Raw genomic sequence first — 15,165 nt, forward strand, 5'->3', positions numbered from 1 at the left:
CCTAATGAAAATGCAACAGCTCCAGTATACCGATAAGGCCTGGAAAATATATATGCACGCGGAAGAATTTGACCGCATGCAATGCCAGCTGGTATTGGCTTTTGGCCCATCTGGTGTCATTACCGACACCGCCGTTTTTAATTACCTGGAACGCAGCTATCCCGAAGCCCATATCATTTTAACCGCAGCCGCCGGTGAAGTCATTCTTCCCCAGCTTTTTCTCAATAGTGTTGTAGTAAACGCCTTTCAATTCGACAATACCATTGTTCATTGTGCCGAAACAAATATCAGCAAACACGCTAACAGCTACGAGGCAGGTCATTGCCTGATGCAACAATTACAACAAAGTGATCTGTATACCGCCTTCCTTATGGCCGACAACACGGTTGTGAACGGCTGCGAACTGCTGGCAGGTTTTAATAAACTGAATTCCCAGGCCATTCTGGTTTCCGGCGGCTTAACCGGCAACAGGTGCCAGTTCTCGAAAGCTTTTGTAGGATTAAACCAGGCGCCCGGCGATGGCGTTATTATAGCGATCGGCTTTTATGGCCGTCAATTGCAATTAAATCAGGATTCATTTGGTGCGTGGAATGAATATGGCCCTGTTCAAACCATTACCGCCTTTAAAGAAATTTAAGACCCCATACACTATACCCCTATGCAACAGCCCTATCATCATTTATTAGAGAAGCAAATTCAAAATGCATTGTCCGGAGCACAAAAGTATGACCCCGCCGTTCAAAAGCTATTAAAGCTTGTTGATCAGGCCTACCGGAATTATGAAACAGAGCAACAGCGAATGGAAAATTCGTTTAAGGAATGTGAGAAGCAGTATCAGGAAATACTGACTGGTTTACATCAACAGAATGAATTAGCTAAAGCAAGTTGATCACCTGACTTGTTAACGTGTTGACCGGTTGAAAAGTTAACACGTTAACAGGTTAACAAATTGTCTGTCTCACACTTTGATCACCAACCCATCATACGCAAAATTAATCCCATTTGGCAGCTCAGCCTCCACCTCGGCATGTTTACCCATTTGGTGACTTATGTGGGTAAGGTAGCATTGTGGCACCTTTAACTTTTTAGCCACTTCAATACTTTCGCCCAGGGAAAAATGAGAGATGTGTTTTTCTTTTCGCAGGGCGTTCAACACCAGTACATCGCTGCCCTTTATCTTTTCCAATTCAGCGTCATCGATATGGCTGGCATCGGTAATATAAGTAAAGCGGCCAAAGCGAAAACCCAATACCGGCATTTTTAAATGCCAGACCATAATGGGTGTTACCTGAATATCCCCTACCTCAAATGTTTCTATCCCAATCGTGTTCAATTTTATCTCGGGTAATCCAGGGTATTTTGATTCATAAAAAGCATAAGGAAATTCGCGAATGATCACCTCCTGGGTGGCATCGCTGGCAAACACCTGCATGGGTTGTTGCTGAAAGAAGTTAAAAGCCCGTACATCGTCCAGGCCGGCCACATGGTCCTTATGGGAATGGGTAAAAACAATAGCATCCAGGTGCTTTACATTGGCCCGCAACATCTGATAACGAAAATCAGGACCCGAATCTACAACCAGCGTTGTTTTTTCCGATTGGATCATTATGCTGGAGCGAAGCCGTTTGTCTTTTTTATCGGTCGATGTGCAAACCGGACAATCACAGGCAATCATGGGTACACCGGAACTGGTACCGGTCCCTAAAAACGTAATGGTTAATGAAGGATAGCTCACGCGGTAAATGTACGAAATGTCAACTTGTTAACCCGTCAACAGTCAACTGATCAACAGTTCCCCCCTTCTTCTCATTTTCCGCCTGTATCAAAGCATGTTTTTCCAACACATCATTATAGGTTCTGCGTACCTCAGGGGAAAACTCATCGGGATTAACGTTGAGCTGAGGTACCAGATCGATCAAGGTGCTTATGCGGCCCTCGAGCTGCAGGAATTTATTTAAAACAACTACCTTCTTTTGTTCTAAAATGCAATATCCGCTCTGAAAATTACCCCGCTCGTAACGCAGCACATATTCAGCCTCATCGAGAATCGCTTCTATCTTATCTAATGTCGTTTGTGTAAATTTCATAGTCTGGACGTTATTGACTTAATGAATGATTGACAAAATTAATATTCACAATTTTAGTGCTGGAAATAGATAACCCTAACTTTTCCACACAAAACGTTGAGAACGACCGTTTCGTGGCCAAAAAAGCGTTAAAAACGCCTTTTGGGGCTAAAGAGTGGTGATTTTATCTGTTTTCCTGCGTTGCCGCTTTTCCTCACTTATTTATTTGTCATCTTAATTACCGGCACAATCATCTCTTCTAAACTAACGCCGCCGTGTTGAAAAGTGTTGCGATAATAGTTCACATAATAATTATAATTGTTGGGGTAACACAGGTACATATCTTCCCGGGCAAAAATGTAGGAAGAGTTTACCGTGGGCACCGGCAGCCCTGCTTCTTTGGGATCGCGGAAAGCCAGTACCTCTTTGGGTTCATAATTGAGGTTGCGACCGTGTTTATACCGCAGGTTGGTAGTGGTTTGTTTATCACCAATTACCTTGGCCGGTGTTTTTACCCGTACACTGCCATGATCGGTAGCCAGGATAAGATTGAGTTTTTTATCTGCCACCTTCTTCAGGGCCTGGTGCAACGGTGAATGCTCGAACCAGCTTTTGGTAACGCTTCTGTAGCTGGTTTCATCGCCGGCCAGTTCTTTCAGTACTTCCATTTCGGTACGGGCATGGCTGAGCATGTCTACAAAGTTGTAAACAATAATGTTCAGGTCATTACCCATGAGGTTGTGCATATTGTTCACCAGGTCCTGACCGGCCTGGTTGTTGAGGATCTTTGTATAAGAGAATTTTATATCCTCGCGCCGCTGGCGTTTCAAAAACGCGCGAACAAACTCCTCTTCATATAAATTTTTCCCGCCCTCTTCATCATCATTTTTCCATTGCTGGGGAAACGTTTTTTCTATTTCAACAGGTAACAATCCGCTGAAAATGGCATTGCGCGCGTATTGTGTGGCCGTAGGCAGAATGCTGTAAAAGCTGTCTTCTTCCAGTATGCGAAAACTTTCGGCAAAGATGGGGGCAATGGCCCGCCATTGATCGAACCGCAGGTTATCGATCAGTACAAAGAAGGTAGGCGTACCTTTTTCAATATGCGGCAGCACTTTAAATTTTATCAGGTTGTGTGACATCACCGGCCCTTCATCACTTTTGGGGTTTACCCAGCGGGCATAATTCTTTGAAACGAATTTGAAGAATTCGGTGTTTGCTTCGTTCTTTTGGGTTTGAAATACTTCCTGCATTTCGGGGCTGTCGCTTTTATCCATTTCCAGCTCCCAGTACACCAGTTTTTTGTAAATGTCCATCCATTCATTGTAATCGGGACTGCTGTTAAGCGCCATGAACAAATTGCGGAACTGCTGCTGGTAGGCGGTAGTTGTTTTTTCAGCTACCAACCGTTTGTTATCGATGATCTTTTTTAAGCTCAACAGTACCTGATTGGGGTTTACTGGTTTAATCAGGTAATCGGTGATCTGGCTGCCGATGGCATCGTCCATCAGGTTTTCCGTTTCATTTTTGGTGATCATCACCACCGGGATCTGCGAATTGATCTCTTTTATTTTCGACAGGGTTTCCAAACCGGTAATACCCGGCATGGTTTCATCCAATAGTACAACATCGAGCGGGTTCTCTTTTACAAAATCCACCGCATCAAAACCATTGGTAAGTGCGGTTACTTCGTACCCTTTATTCTGTAAAAACAGTATTTGTGATTGTAAACTTTCTATTTCATCATCTACCCAAAGTATTTTTCCTAATGGCATGTATAGTTCTTTATTAGGTTCTAAGTTTAAATATTGAATCGGATTCAAGCTAACCAAATTTAATTTATCCGGCGGGGCTTTGTACTTTTGCCCGCTGCTTTTGGCAGCAATTTTAACAAAAAAGCAAGCAGCGAATGACAAACCGCCTCAGAAAGATCATAAATGACCCGGTATATGGGTTTATTACCATCGATGATCCGCTTGTTTTTCAGGTAATCTCGCATCCCTGGTACCAGCGGTTGCGGCGTATTCATCAAATGGCATTTGCGCACCTGGTTTACCCGGGTGCGGTGCATACCCGCCTGCATCACTCCCTGGGTGCTTATCACCTTATGTGTAATGCATTATCCGAGTTGAAGAGCAAGGGAGTGGAAATTTCTCAGGATGAAGAATCGGCTGCAAGAGTTGCTATCCTGTTACACGATATAGGCCATGGTCCGTTTTCACATGCCCTCGAAAATGTGCTGATCAGCAATACCCATCATGAAACGATCAGTATTCAGATCATGCATGTGCTCAATGTACAAATGAAGGGACAGCTGCAGAAAGCCATCGACATTTTTACCAATAATTATACCAAGCCCTTTTTACACCAGCTCATCAGCGGCCAGCTCGATGTTGACCGTATGGACTACCTCACCCGGGATAGTTTTTATACCGGTGTTTCGGAGGGTGTAATAGGTTACGACCGCATTTTAAAAATGCTGACTGTGAACAATGGCGATCTGATGGTAGAGGAAAAAGGCATTTACAGCATCGAGAAATTTTTGGTAGCCCGGCGGCTTATGTACTGGCAGGTGTATTTGCACAAAACCGTGCTGGGTGCAGAAAAAACCCTGATAAAAATCATACAAAGAGCCAAGGAATTGATTCAACAAGGGCAATCAGTACAAGCTGCATCAGTTACCTTTGACTTCTTTTTAAAGAACACCACCGGCACCGCATTTATCGAGCAGCAATTAGATAAATTCTGTCTGATCGATGACTACGACGTGCTGACCACCATAAAAAACTGGATCTTTCATCCCGATGTCGTATTAAGCACCTTGTGCCGTTGTTTAATAGAACGCCGTTTACTAAAAGTTAAATTGCAGGCAGAACCGTTTGATCAGGATTGGATTAAAACACAACGGAATAACATTTGCCAGCAATTAAAGATAAATGAAGGCGATTGCGATTACTTCATTTTCACGGGTGAAGCAGTAAATACGACCTACAACCCTACTGAAGAGCGCATCAATATTTTATTTAAGAACGGTGCCGTGACTGATATATCAAAAGTTGATAATGCATTGATTCATCAGGCATTAGCAAGCCCTGTGAAAAAATATTACATTTGTTACTACAATTGTTAAACAGTTTAGTAGTCGATCTGTTAAGACCTTTTATTAGCTCATAGATCAAAACATATTATACTTTTTTCAATATACGGTAACTTTTCGCGTTTTATTATTTTTGATTTATATAAAAGATTGAAATACTCGACTTACTGACACAACGACTATTCTATGCAATTTACCGCAGCCCAAATAGCTATGATCATCAATGGCAAAGTGGAAGGAAACCCTGAAACTTTGGTGCATTCGTTTGGAAAGATTGAAGAAGCGCAAGCTGGTCAGCTTTCTTTTTTGGCCAATCCTAAATACGAAGAATACCTGTATCGCACACAGGCATCTCTGGTTATCATCAATGACGCACAGGAATTGAAAGAACCAGTAAACGCAACGTTGATCAGAGTTGCCGATGCTTATTCTGCTTTTGCTACCCTGCTTACCAAATACCAGGAAATGGCTACCCAAAAGTTATCGGGTATCCAGGAACCTGCTTATATCAGTAAGTCGGCCAAATATGGTCAACAGGTATTTATTGGTGCTTTTTCTTACCTCGGTGAGAACGTAGAGCTGGGGAATAATGTAAAAATATTCCCGAACGTATTCCTGGGCGATAATGTAAAGATCAGTGACAATACCATAGTTCATCCCGGCGTAAAAATTTACCACGGTTGTGTTATTGGTAAAAACGTAACCATTCATGCCGGCACAGTTGTAGGCAGCGATGGCTTTGGTTTTGCGCCGCAGGCAGATGGCAGCTTTAAAAAAGTGCCACAAATTGGGAATGTAGTAGTGGAAGATTTTGTAGAGATCGGCGCTAATGCCACCATCGACCGCGCCACCATCGGTTCAACCGTAATAAAATCAGGCGCCAAACTCGACAACCTGATTCAGGTAGCCCATAACGTGGAAGTAGGTAACAATACAGTGATCGCCGCACAGGCTGGCGTAAGCGGCAGTACCAAAATCGGCAACAATGTGATGATTGGCGGACAGGCCGGTATTGTTGGGCACATTCATATTGCCGATGGCAGTAAGATCAATGCCCAAAGCGGCGTGAGCAAATCTATAAAAACACCTAATGCGGCCGTTACCGGTAGCCCCGCTTTTGAATATACCAGCGCCTTGCGCAGCCAGGCTGTAAGCCGCAAACTGCCCGATCTGGAGAAAAGAATTGCAGAACTGGAACAGTTGGTGAAGCAGTTGCTTACTGAAAAGGTGGGTTAGGATCGGAATTATAAATTTGAACGTGTAATATATTAAAAGGGTTGATGGTTTTATACCTCAACCCTTTTTCTTACTTCAAATCACCCTTGCCTAATTTTTTCTCCTTTATCAACCTACCTCGCCCGCCGTAGCCTTGGCGTAGGCGGGTCAACTACTTCTTCATATCTGCTTTGGCAGTAGTAGAGGGCAATGTCTTCAAATAGTTATAAATCGCCTTCAGGTCATTATCACTCATTCGTTTAAACGAATTCCAGGGCATATGGCTGTAAGGGATCAACTTTCCCATTCTAAACCGGTTGATGAAATCATTTTGCGACCAGCCAAAGATCCTGCCTGGCGTATTGAGATTTATATTAGGCGAAACAAGTGTTGGAATGCCCGGTTCTTCAAACTTCATCCCGCCGGCAAACGGTTCACCAATAAAAGCGCCTGTCATCATATCGCGATTGGTATGGCACCCTACACAATTAGCCACACTGTTGGCCAGGTATTTACCATATATGGCTGTTGAATCTCTGGGAATTGATTTGGGTACGGTTTCACTGGGGCCAACAGGTTTTAATAGAAATGCTTTCACCACCCTGCCCATCATGGTTACAGTATGTTCAGGAACCGCATTCTTTTCCGGTTTGGTGCTGCGCAAAAAAGAGATCACCGCGGTAAGGTCTTCATCGCTCATATTATGAAAGGGCATAAAATCAATAACCGCCGTGCCATCGGGCCGTACGCCATGGCGTAAGATGCGGGCAATTTCGCCATCGGTATATCTTCCAATACCCGTTGTTGAATCGGAGGTAATATTCCTGACATAAAAATTTCCCACCGGTGTTTCAAAGATATGACCACCCTTCAGCGCCGGCTCCTGTCCGAGTTTAAACACCGAGTCGGCGTTACCCGGAAAATGGCAATCGGCGCAATGGGCGGGGCCATAGGCTATTTCTTTCCCATGCGCTATCACTGCACTGTCGGTAGAGGCTTTTATATTGGGATAAGGTGCCTCGAATTTGAGGTTCTGGCGGCTGGCAATCACTATTATTATTATCAGTACCAAAGACAGTATGACTATGCCTGTCCATTTTAAGAATTTGCGTATCATGTGGATATAATTTTTCTGGGATCCTCAAAACTAAATGGCCGGGGTGGGTGTTAAACCCTTCGCTGTAATGAATTGAGAAATCACTTATATGAATTGAGAAAAATGAGTAAGGCCATGTTCTGTACCTTTTCGTCTGAGTGGAATCCCTATCTTTGCGCATTCTTTTATAAAACCAAAGGATGAACAATAACTTTAATCCAGATAAGCAACATACCCTGCAGTCTGCTGTGAGTATTTCCGGTACGGGTTTACATACAGGTGTAAATGTGGATATGACCTTAAAACCAGCCCATCCGGGTTTTGGTTTTCAGTTTCAACGCATTGACCTGCCCGGACAACCTGTAATTAAGGCTGATTGTGACCTGGTTACCGATACTTCCCGGGGAACTACCCTGCAGGAAGGCGATACCAAGGTTTGTACGGTAGAGCATATTCTGGCTGCCTTGGTGGGCATGGGTGTTGATAACTGTCTGATTGAACTGAATGGCCCTGAAATTCCCATCGCAGATGGTAGTTCAGCCCCTTTTGTGGAAATTATTGAAGAAGCCGGTGTATTGGAACAGGATGCGGCCAAAGTATGGTACAGCATCGATACCAATATTACCCATTACGATGAAAAGAAAAGGGTTGAAATGACAGCCCTGCCTGCCACAGATTATAAAATAACCACCCTCATTGATTTTAATAGCCCGGTACTGGGCACCCAGCATGCTGGTTTAAAAACCATGCGTGATTTCAAGGATGAAATTGCGCCCTGCCGTACTTTCTGTTTCCTGCACGAGTTGGAAATGCTGCTGCAACACAATCTTATCAAGGGCGGTGATGTCAACAACGCTATTGTGATTGTTGACAAGCCTGTTACGCCTGAGGTTATGGAACGGTTGGCAAAAGTTTTCAACAAGAAAAACATTGAGGTTAAGAATGAAGGGTACCTCAATAACCTGGAGTTGCGTTTCCCCAATGAACCTGCCCGCCACAAAACACTGGATGTGGTAGGTGACCTGGCCCTTATCGGGTATCCTATCAAGGCGCATATCATTGCCAACCGCCCCGGTCACAGCACCAATGTTGATTTTGCCCGCAAGATCAAGCAGTATATAAAAAAAAACAAACATGTAAAGGATGTACCGGTATATGATCCCAATCTGCCCCCGGTTTACAACACGCAGCAGATCGAAAAAACACTGCCGCACCGCTTTCCTTTCCTGTTGGTTGACAAGATCATAGAATTAAGCGATAAACATATTGTAGGTATCAAGAATGTGACTTTCAACGAGCCTTTCTTTGCAGGTCATTTTCCCGGAAATCCCGTAATGCCCGGCGTTTTACAGGTAGAAGCACTGGCCCAAACCGGTGGAATTCTTTGTATCAACGCTATGCCGCCCGGTGAGTACGACACCTACTTTTTGAAGATCGATAATTGTAAATTCAAGCAAAAAGTTGTTCCCGGAGATACTATGATCCTGAAAATGGAGTTAATGGCTCCTATACGGCGCGGTATTTGCGAAATGCGGGGTACGGTATATGTTGGCAACAAAATTGCCACGGAAGCCGACCTTATGGCGCAACTGGTAAAACGGTAAATAATTGGTTATTATGCCTGAAAAAGGTTAATGAGCAATAAAATATATCAGGTCGTAGGGGTTTAATGATCTAGATTTGTCTATTTTAGCAGATTAATTAATATCAAACGTCAATCCATCCATAAACAGAATTTAGGTGACAATCACCAGCAAAATCCCACCGGGGATGGGATGTCTGTTACGCCTATGAGTGAATATCCTGGTACAACCCTTAAGAATGTTAACAAAATGATTCATCCGCACACATATATACACCCTAACGCCAAGTTAGCCACCAATGTGAAGATTGATCCTTTTACGGTTATTCACCAAAACGTGGAGATTGGCGAAGGCACCTGGATAGGAAGTAATGTAACCATCATGGAAGGCGCCCGCATCGGCAAAAACTGCCGTATTTTCCCCGGAGCCGTTATTTCTGCCATGCCGCAGGACCTTAAATTTGAAGGTGAAGAAACGCTTACTGAAATTGGTGATAATACCACCATTCGTGAGTTCGTAACTATTCACCGGGGTACTAAAGACAGGTGGAAAACCAAGGTTGGTAAAAATTGTATGATCATGGCGTATAGCCATGTTGCCCACGATTGTATCATAGGCAACAACGTTATCCTGAGTAATAACTCACAGGTAGCTGGTCACGTAATACTGGGCGACTGGGCCATTTTAGGTGGCATGTGCGCCGTTCACCAATTTACCAAGGTTGGTCAGCACGCCTTTGTAAGCGGTGGTTCACTGGTAGGTAAAGATATTCCTCCTTATATTAAAGCCGGCCGCCAGCCATTGAGCTATGCCGGTGTAAACTCAGTTGGTTTAAAAAGACGTGGTTTTACCATCGATAAGATCAATCATATCCTTGATATCTATCGCGTTATATACAACAAAGGCTTTAATACCAGCCAGGCCCTCGAATACCTGGAAGAAGAGTTTTCCGCATCCGACGAACGCGATGAAATTGTAACCTTTATTCGCGAAAGTGGCCGTGGTATCATTAAACGCTATTCAAAAAATAGTGTGGATGAAGATATCGCTGACTAATGCGGGCAAACGTTTTAACCGCGACTGGATCTTCCGAAACATAGATCAGGAATTTATTTCAGGCACTGCCTATGCGATTACCGGTCCCAATGGGTCCGGTAAATCTACATTATTACAGGTCATAGGCGGCGCCATTATGATGAGTGAAGGGAAAGCCAAATACACAATAGGCAATGGGCAATGGGCAATAGACAATACAAATGCCCCGGAGAAAGAGATCGAGGTCGATAACGCGTTTCAGTATATCTCAATTGCCGCGCCTTATTTAGAGTTGATTGAAGAAATGACAGTGGTGGAAATGCTGGAGTTTCATGCGCAATTCAAACCCTTTCTTTCCAGGATTACCATTCCCGATATAATCTCCATTATTGGTTTAAAAGCAGCCAGCCACAAACAAATCCGGTTTTATTCAAGTGGGATGAAACAGCGGGTTAAGCTGGCACAGGCTATCTTCAGTGATGTGCCCTGTGTGTTGCTCGATGAGCCCTGCACCAACCTCGATGCGGTGGGAATTGAATTATATCATCAGTTGATCCGCGACTACGGTAATAACCGGTTGATCATTGTTAGCTCCAACGATCCCCAGGAGTATTCTTTCTGTACTGAAATGATAAGCATCATGGATTATAAGACCGTGAAACGGTAGTCAGCAACCCTGTCAGCCTGTTAACTTATCAACTCATCTCTTCTGCACATATACATGACTGCCAATACCTAAATGCGCTTTGTCTTTCGGGTAGAAATAAAATGCCCGGCGCATGGAAGAACCATTGTTAAAGCGCAGCTCAATGGAATAGCCTTTTAATATATAAGAACCGGCTTCGTCTTTTTTGGAATAAGCCGCTGTGGGAATACTATAATCAGTATAATTGGTGCCAACCGATACCCCGGTTAATGCAAACCGGCCTACGGTATTAAACAGAATGTTTTTAGAAGAAACCGTAACTACGTTCCCCCCCATGGGTGAGCCGCCTGCCCCTGCCATGTTACTGAAGGCACCTTCAATTTTTTCATTGCCGGCTGCGGGTCGGCCCCAGAACCAGTTCTTTTCCCACCGTTCTGTTTTATTTCTTGTTGGCCAGGAAACCACAATAGCGCCGCCGCTTATTCGCCAGGTGCCCCATTTCTTAGGTTCCCGTTGTTTCGACACAGCTACATCAAACTCATACGGACTTACTACAGGATTGCTGTACAGACTGCCATCGTTCAATAAAAGATAAGGCGTGTATTCGCTCATAACAGCGCCCCCTACCCCATAACTATATTCCAGGTTAAGAACAATCCCTTTTATTTCGGTTGCTTTTAAACCCCGTACTGCACGGTTTGTATTATCGGCATTGGCTATAACATTGCGGGGAGTAGGTGCTTTCTCTGTAACGGCAGGAACTAACGGCTGGGGCAACGCATTGGTTTTTGCCACTTCGTTTTGTCCGCCGGTTTCAAAGGCGCCTTCCTGTTTGGCCAGTTTGCCAAAATGCATGGCGGCCGATTTCATACAATTGGTATAATAGGTAATATCGGGTGAGCTAAACAGCTTTGCCAGGCGGTACTGCTGGTTGCTGGTACGGTAAGCCATATACGCCACATACCATACTTTGCCATTTTTATCGGTGATTTTGCCTGAATAAGAAGAGAGGGTGCTGTAACTGATATTCTTTTTGTCTTTGTTTTTATTTTTTGGCTCTGTAAAACCAGAAAAGCGCATATTTCGGTCGATAGAACCGGTAAACCATTCATCAAAGTTCTTTCCGTCGGCCTTTTCGAGTGGCATTATTTCATAGGAGAACTCTTTATTTTCATCGCTGAAAACAGCGGTAGGGCTAAAGAAATAATGTCCTTTATTTTCTTCCATCTTCCAGCCTAACATAGGCTGAACTGTTTGAGCAAGCACTGAGGGAATACCCAACCCCATGATCAGGACAACCAGGAGCATATTTTTCATAAGTAGGCTATTTACAGCCTTTGAAAGTCAATTTTCGGGCCACAGAAAAAAAAGACGGTTTACCAGGCCTAAATTTTTCTCACATGTTCAAAACTTTTCCAACCCAGTACCGGTAAAACAGAAAAGGGCCCCGACTTAAGTCGTGACCCTTTTCTTAGGTTCCATATAAGGAAATATCGTTCTTAGTTGCCGGTTAAGCCTTCAACTGCTGCCTGTTTAGGCGCATATACGGCATTGCCTATACCAAAATGGGTGCTGCCCTGCAGGTAGAAATAGAACATGCGGCGAATAACGGTACCGTTATTGAAGTGCAGTTCCATTGAATAATCATTGAGAGTATAGGTTCCGGCTTCGTTATATTTTTTGTATTCAGAAGCAGGTACTGAGGTGCCATCGCCGCCGGTTAATGTAAACTGGCCATCTTTATTGAAGTAAATAAACTTGGAAGTATAAGCTTTCTCACTGCTTTTTACGTTGCCATTCTCTGCGCCGTTAACGGTCATGAATGAACCTTCCAGTTTTTCGTCTTTTTGAGAAGGAGTAGCCCAGAACCAGTTCTTGAACCATTTTTCTGTTTCGCCGGTAGTCGTCCAGTCAACCAGGAAAGATCCGTTCTTCAACTTCCAGGTTCCCCATTTCTTGGGGTCCTTTGTCTTTGAAGCAGCAACATCCAGGCTGTATGGGCTGATAATAGGATCGTTGTAAATAGACCCATCATTCAATACCAGGTAAGGTTTGTAAATACGAACCATTTTACCATCGGCGTTGGTGTTATATTCAAGGTGGATCAGGATCCCGTTGATTTCCTGTGTTTTCAACCCTTTTTCAGGTATGGCTTCACTTTGTGAAGTGCTGATAGGTGTTCTGTTGTCTTGTTTGCCGTGTGTGTTGTTGTTATTCACTTTGGCAAACCTTCCGTTGGCTGAAGCAGTTGCATCCAGTCTGTTCAGGTTACCAAAATGTTCAGCAACAGGACGCATGTTGTTTGCATAATATCTCACATCGGGTGAACACATTACACGAGCCATGCGGGTATCGCCCTCTCCTACCTGGTAGGCAACATAAGTTACATACCATGCTTTGCCTTTTTTATCGGTCAACTCTGTAGAAAGAGAAATGAGCGTTTGATTGGTGGTAATGTTCTTTTTGCCGGTGGCAGGGATAGTAAAACCAGAGGTAGTTACATCTTTATCAATGGCAGTACTAAACCATTGTTCAATTGGCTGCCCGTCGCTTTTTGCAATAGGCATAATTTCATACAGAAATTCCTTGCCTTCCACACTGGCAGCTTTGCCAGGTTTCAGTGTGTAGTTTCCGCTTTTTTCATCCAGATCCCAACCGGAAATAGGTGGTACAGTTACCTGGGAAAAGGTAGTAGTTTTACTAGCCAAGATACTAAGTACTATCAACAAATAGGGCCTTGTGTTCATAACAGGTATGATTGAATCCAATTAGCAACTTTTAGGCCATAGAAAACGCGTAAAACGTCCTTTTATTACGATTAGCAACGTTTTCTTATTAGGAAGGCCTGCAATTGTTAATTGGGGAATGCACAAAAATAATCTGAAACTCGGTAAAGTCAAATGCCTCGCGCATTATTAAAAGAAATAAAATATCAATTAACGTCAGACCAACACTTTAAATGCTGGTATACATTATCGCATATATGTGTAAAATTATTGTTACAACAGGATAAAAAATATTTTTCATATCCCATGCAACTTTTCTAGCGCTGGCTTGCAATTAACAGGTTAAGATCGGTATACTTTAAATCGAAGCGTTGACTTAAGTGGAAATTAGTGAGTGCGCCTTTGAATAGATATATACCACTGCGCAGGTGGACTTTATGCCATACGAGGTTTTCAAAACCGCCCTCCTCGCCTGCTTCAAGCAGCAAAGGCATCAATACATTACTGATGGCCTGTGAAGCGGTACGTGCAAAGCCTGATGGTATGTTGGGCACACAATAGTGAATAACACCGTACTTCATAAATATCGGTTGTTCATGACCGGTTATCTCTGATGTTTCAAAACAACCACCGCGGTCGATACTAACATCAATGATCACACTACCTGGTCGCATATTGCTCACCATTTCTTCGCTCACCACAACCGGTGTGCGGCCGCTTTGCGAACCGAGGGCCCCTACGGCAACCTCACAGGTCTTTAATTGCTTGGCCAGAATGCGGGGCTCTATTACAGAAGTCCACATACGCTGACCGATATTATTCTGCAACCGTTTTAACCGGTATACACTATTGTCGAATACTTTTACCGAGGCTCCCAAAGCCAATGCGGCCCGGGCAGCAAACTCACCCACGATCCCTGCACCCAGGATAATTACCTTGGTAGGCGGAATACCCGAAATGCCACCCAGCAATACGCCCTTGCCATGGTTGGCCGAACTGAGGTATTGGGCTGCAATGAGCATCACCGCGCTTCCGGCAATTTCACTCATGCTGCGCACAATGGGTAAACTGTCGCTGTCGTCCTTTAAATTTTCGAAGGAGATGGCAGTAATGCGTTTTTCCATCATCTTTTGCAGAAACTCAGCCTTCATGGCCGACAGGTGGATGGGGGAAATGATCACCTGGTTCATTTGCAGATGGGGCAGGTCTTCTTCTACCACCGGGGCGCTTTTTACCAGAATTGGCGCTTTATACACCTGCGCCTTCTCGTATACGATCTTGGCGCCGGCCTCGCTATAATCGCGGTCGCGAAAATGGGCGGCCTCCCCGGCGTTGTGCTCAATTACTACATTGTGCCCGTTGCTAACCAACACCCCTACTGCGTCGGGGGTCAGCGCAATGCGGTTTTCCTGGAACGCAGTTTCTTTTGGTATTCCAATGTGCAACTCAGACCCTTTGGGTTTTATATCCAGAGTTTCCTGAAGCGTTTCGTAACTAAAAGAAGTGCTGATGATCGGCTTTTGCTGGGACATGTAGCAGTAAATGATTTTACCCCCATTATCGGGGCCACAAGTTACAAATTAAAATCGAAGTAGGAATTAGGAGGCAGGAAGTAAGAAGAACCTTTAATTTGAACCTCGCGCAGACCTTCTTACCTCATATTTCGTACTTCTTACTTCATAATTCAGCTATTTACTATCA

14 protein-coding genes are annotated in these 15,165 nt (G+C 44.0%); 7 read left to right on the forward strand and 7 right to left on the reverse strand.

Annotated elements, in window-relative coordinates; translation table 11 throughout:
- The first annotated feature begins 4 nt into the window (after positions 1 to 4).
- Both BMX95_RS00590 and BMX95_RS00595 read left to right on the forward strand, forming a co-directional pair.
- A complete protein-coding gene (locus BMX95_RS00590) occupies positions 5 to 637 on the forward strand; it encodes an FIST N-terminal domain-containing protein (protein WP_081199621.1) in 633 nt (210 codons plus the stop codon).
- Positions 638 to 658: 21 nt separating this feature from the next.
- Positions 659 to 889, forward strand: coding sequence for a hypothetical protein (locus BMX95_RS00595; protein ID WP_081199619.1), 231 nt, complete (start codon positions 659 to 661; stop codon positions 887 to 889).
- A 69-nt stretch (positions 890 to 958) separates the two neighbouring features.
- Here the strand turns inward: BMX95_RS00595 and BMX95_RS00600 are convergent, their stop codons facing one another.
- The 3 genes from BMX95_RS00600 to porX all read right to left on the reverse strand — a co-directional run bounded on the left by BMX95_RS00600 (position 959) and on the right by porX (position 3,841).
- The gene (locus BMX95_RS00600; protein ID WP_081199617.1) at positions 959 to 1,735 is read right to left on the reverse strand and encodes an MBL fold metallo-hydrolase; all 777 of its coding nucleotides are present in this window, start codon (positions 1,733 to 1,735) and stop codon (positions 959 to 961) included.
- A 19-nt stretch (positions 1,736 to 1,754) separates the two neighbouring features.
- A complete protein-coding gene (locus tag BMX95_RS00605) occupies positions 1,755 to 2,087 on the reverse strand; it encodes a hypothetical protein (RefSeq protein WP_081199615.1) in 333 nt (110 codons plus the stop codon).
- Positions 2,088 to 2,284: 197 nt separating this feature from the next.
- Positions 2,285 to 3,841: a T9SS response regulator signal transducer PorX gene (gene porX / locus BMX95_RS00610; protein WP_081199613.1), complete on the reverse strand. Its 1,557-nt coding sequence runs from the start codon at positions 3,839 to 3,841 to the stop codon at positions 2,285 to 2,287.
- Positions 3,842 to 3,975: 134 nt separating this feature from the next.
- Here porX and BMX95_RS00615 point away from each other — a divergent pair, with 134 nt between their 5' ends.
- Entirely contained in the window at positions 3,976 to 5,196 is a 1,221-nt protein-coding gene (locus BMX95_RS00615; protein WP_081199611.1) for an HD domain-containing protein, read from the forward strand.
- 153 nt (positions 5,197 to 5,349) lie between these two features.
- Complete coding sequence (gene lpxD, locus BMX95_RS00620; RefSeq protein WP_081199609.1) at positions 5,350 to 6,399, forward strand: UDP-3-O-(3-hydroxymyristoyl)glucosamine N-acyltransferase; 1,050 nt, start codon at positions 5,350 to 5,352, stop codon at positions 6,397 to 6,399.
- A 151-nt stretch (positions 6,400 to 6,550) separates the two neighbouring features.
- Here lpxD and BMX95_RS00625 read toward each other — a convergent pair whose 3' ends face one another.
- Entirely contained in the window at positions 6,551 to 7,495 is a 945-nt protein-coding gene (locus BMX95_RS00625; RefSeq protein ID WP_081199607.1) for a c-type cytochrome, read from the reverse strand.
- A 179-nt stretch (positions 7,496 to 7,674) separates the two neighbouring features.
- Between BMX95_RS00625 and BMX95_RS00630 the strand changes: the two genes are divergently transcribed.
- The 3 genes from BMX95_RS00630 (at position 7,675) to BMX95_RS00640 (ending at position 10,759) form a co-directional block, all read left to right on the forward strand.
- Complete coding sequence (locus tag BMX95_RS00630) at positions 7,675 to 9,078, forward strand: bifunctional UDP-3-O-[3-hydroxymyristoyl] N-acetylglucosamine deacetylase/3-hydroxyacyl-ACP dehydratase (protein ID WP_081199605.1); 1,404 nt, start codon at positions 7,675 to 7,677, stop codon at positions 9,076 to 9,078.
- Positions 9,079 to 9,249: 171 nt separating this feature from the next.
- A complete protein-coding gene (gene lpxA / locus BMX95_RS00635) occupies positions 9,250 to 10,113 on the forward strand; it encodes an acyl-ACP--UDP-N-acetylglucosamine O-acyltransferase (RefSeq protein ID WP_209138406.1) in 864 nt (287 codons plus the stop codon).
- Positions 10,094 to 10,759, forward strand: a complete 666-nt coding sequence (locus BMX95_RS00640; RefSeq protein ID WP_081199603.1) for an ABC transporter ATP-binding protein — start codon at positions 10,094 to 10,096, stop codon at positions 10,757 to 10,759. Before lpxA ends, BMX95_RS00640 begins: the two co-directional genes overlap by 20 nt.
- Before the next feature lie 33 nt (positions 10,760 to 10,792).
- Here BMX95_RS00640 and BMX95_RS00645 read toward each other — a convergent pair whose 3' ends face one another.
- The 3 genes from BMX95_RS00645 to BMX95_RS00655 form a co-directional block, all read right to left on the reverse strand.
- The gene (locus BMX95_RS00645; RefSeq protein WP_081199601.1) at positions 10,793 to 12,055 is read right to left on the reverse strand and encodes a hypothetical protein; all 1,263 of its coding nucleotides are present in this window, start codon (positions 12,053 to 12,055) and stop codon (positions 10,793 to 10,795) included.
- Between the two features lie 182 nt (positions 12,056 to 12,237).
- Positions 12,238 to 13,446, reverse strand: coding sequence for a hypothetical protein (locus tag BMX95_RS00650; protein ID WP_081199599.1), 1,209 nt, complete (start codon positions 13,444 to 13,446; stop codon positions 12,238 to 12,240).
- Positions 13,447 to 13,781: 335 nt separating this feature from the next.
- Positions 13,782 to 14,996, reverse strand: a complete 1,215-nt coding sequence (locus BMX95_RS00655; RefSeq protein ID WP_081199597.1) for an alanine dehydrogenase — start codon at positions 14,994 to 14,996, stop codon at positions 13,782 to 13,784.
- Positions 14,997 to 15,165: the final 169 nt, after the last annotated feature.

Source organism: Niastella yeongjuensis, assembly GCF_900110245.1.
GTDB classification, from domain to species: domain Bacteria; phylum Bacteroidota; class Bacteroidia; order Chitinophagales; family Chitinophagaceae; genus Niastella; species Niastella yeongjuensis.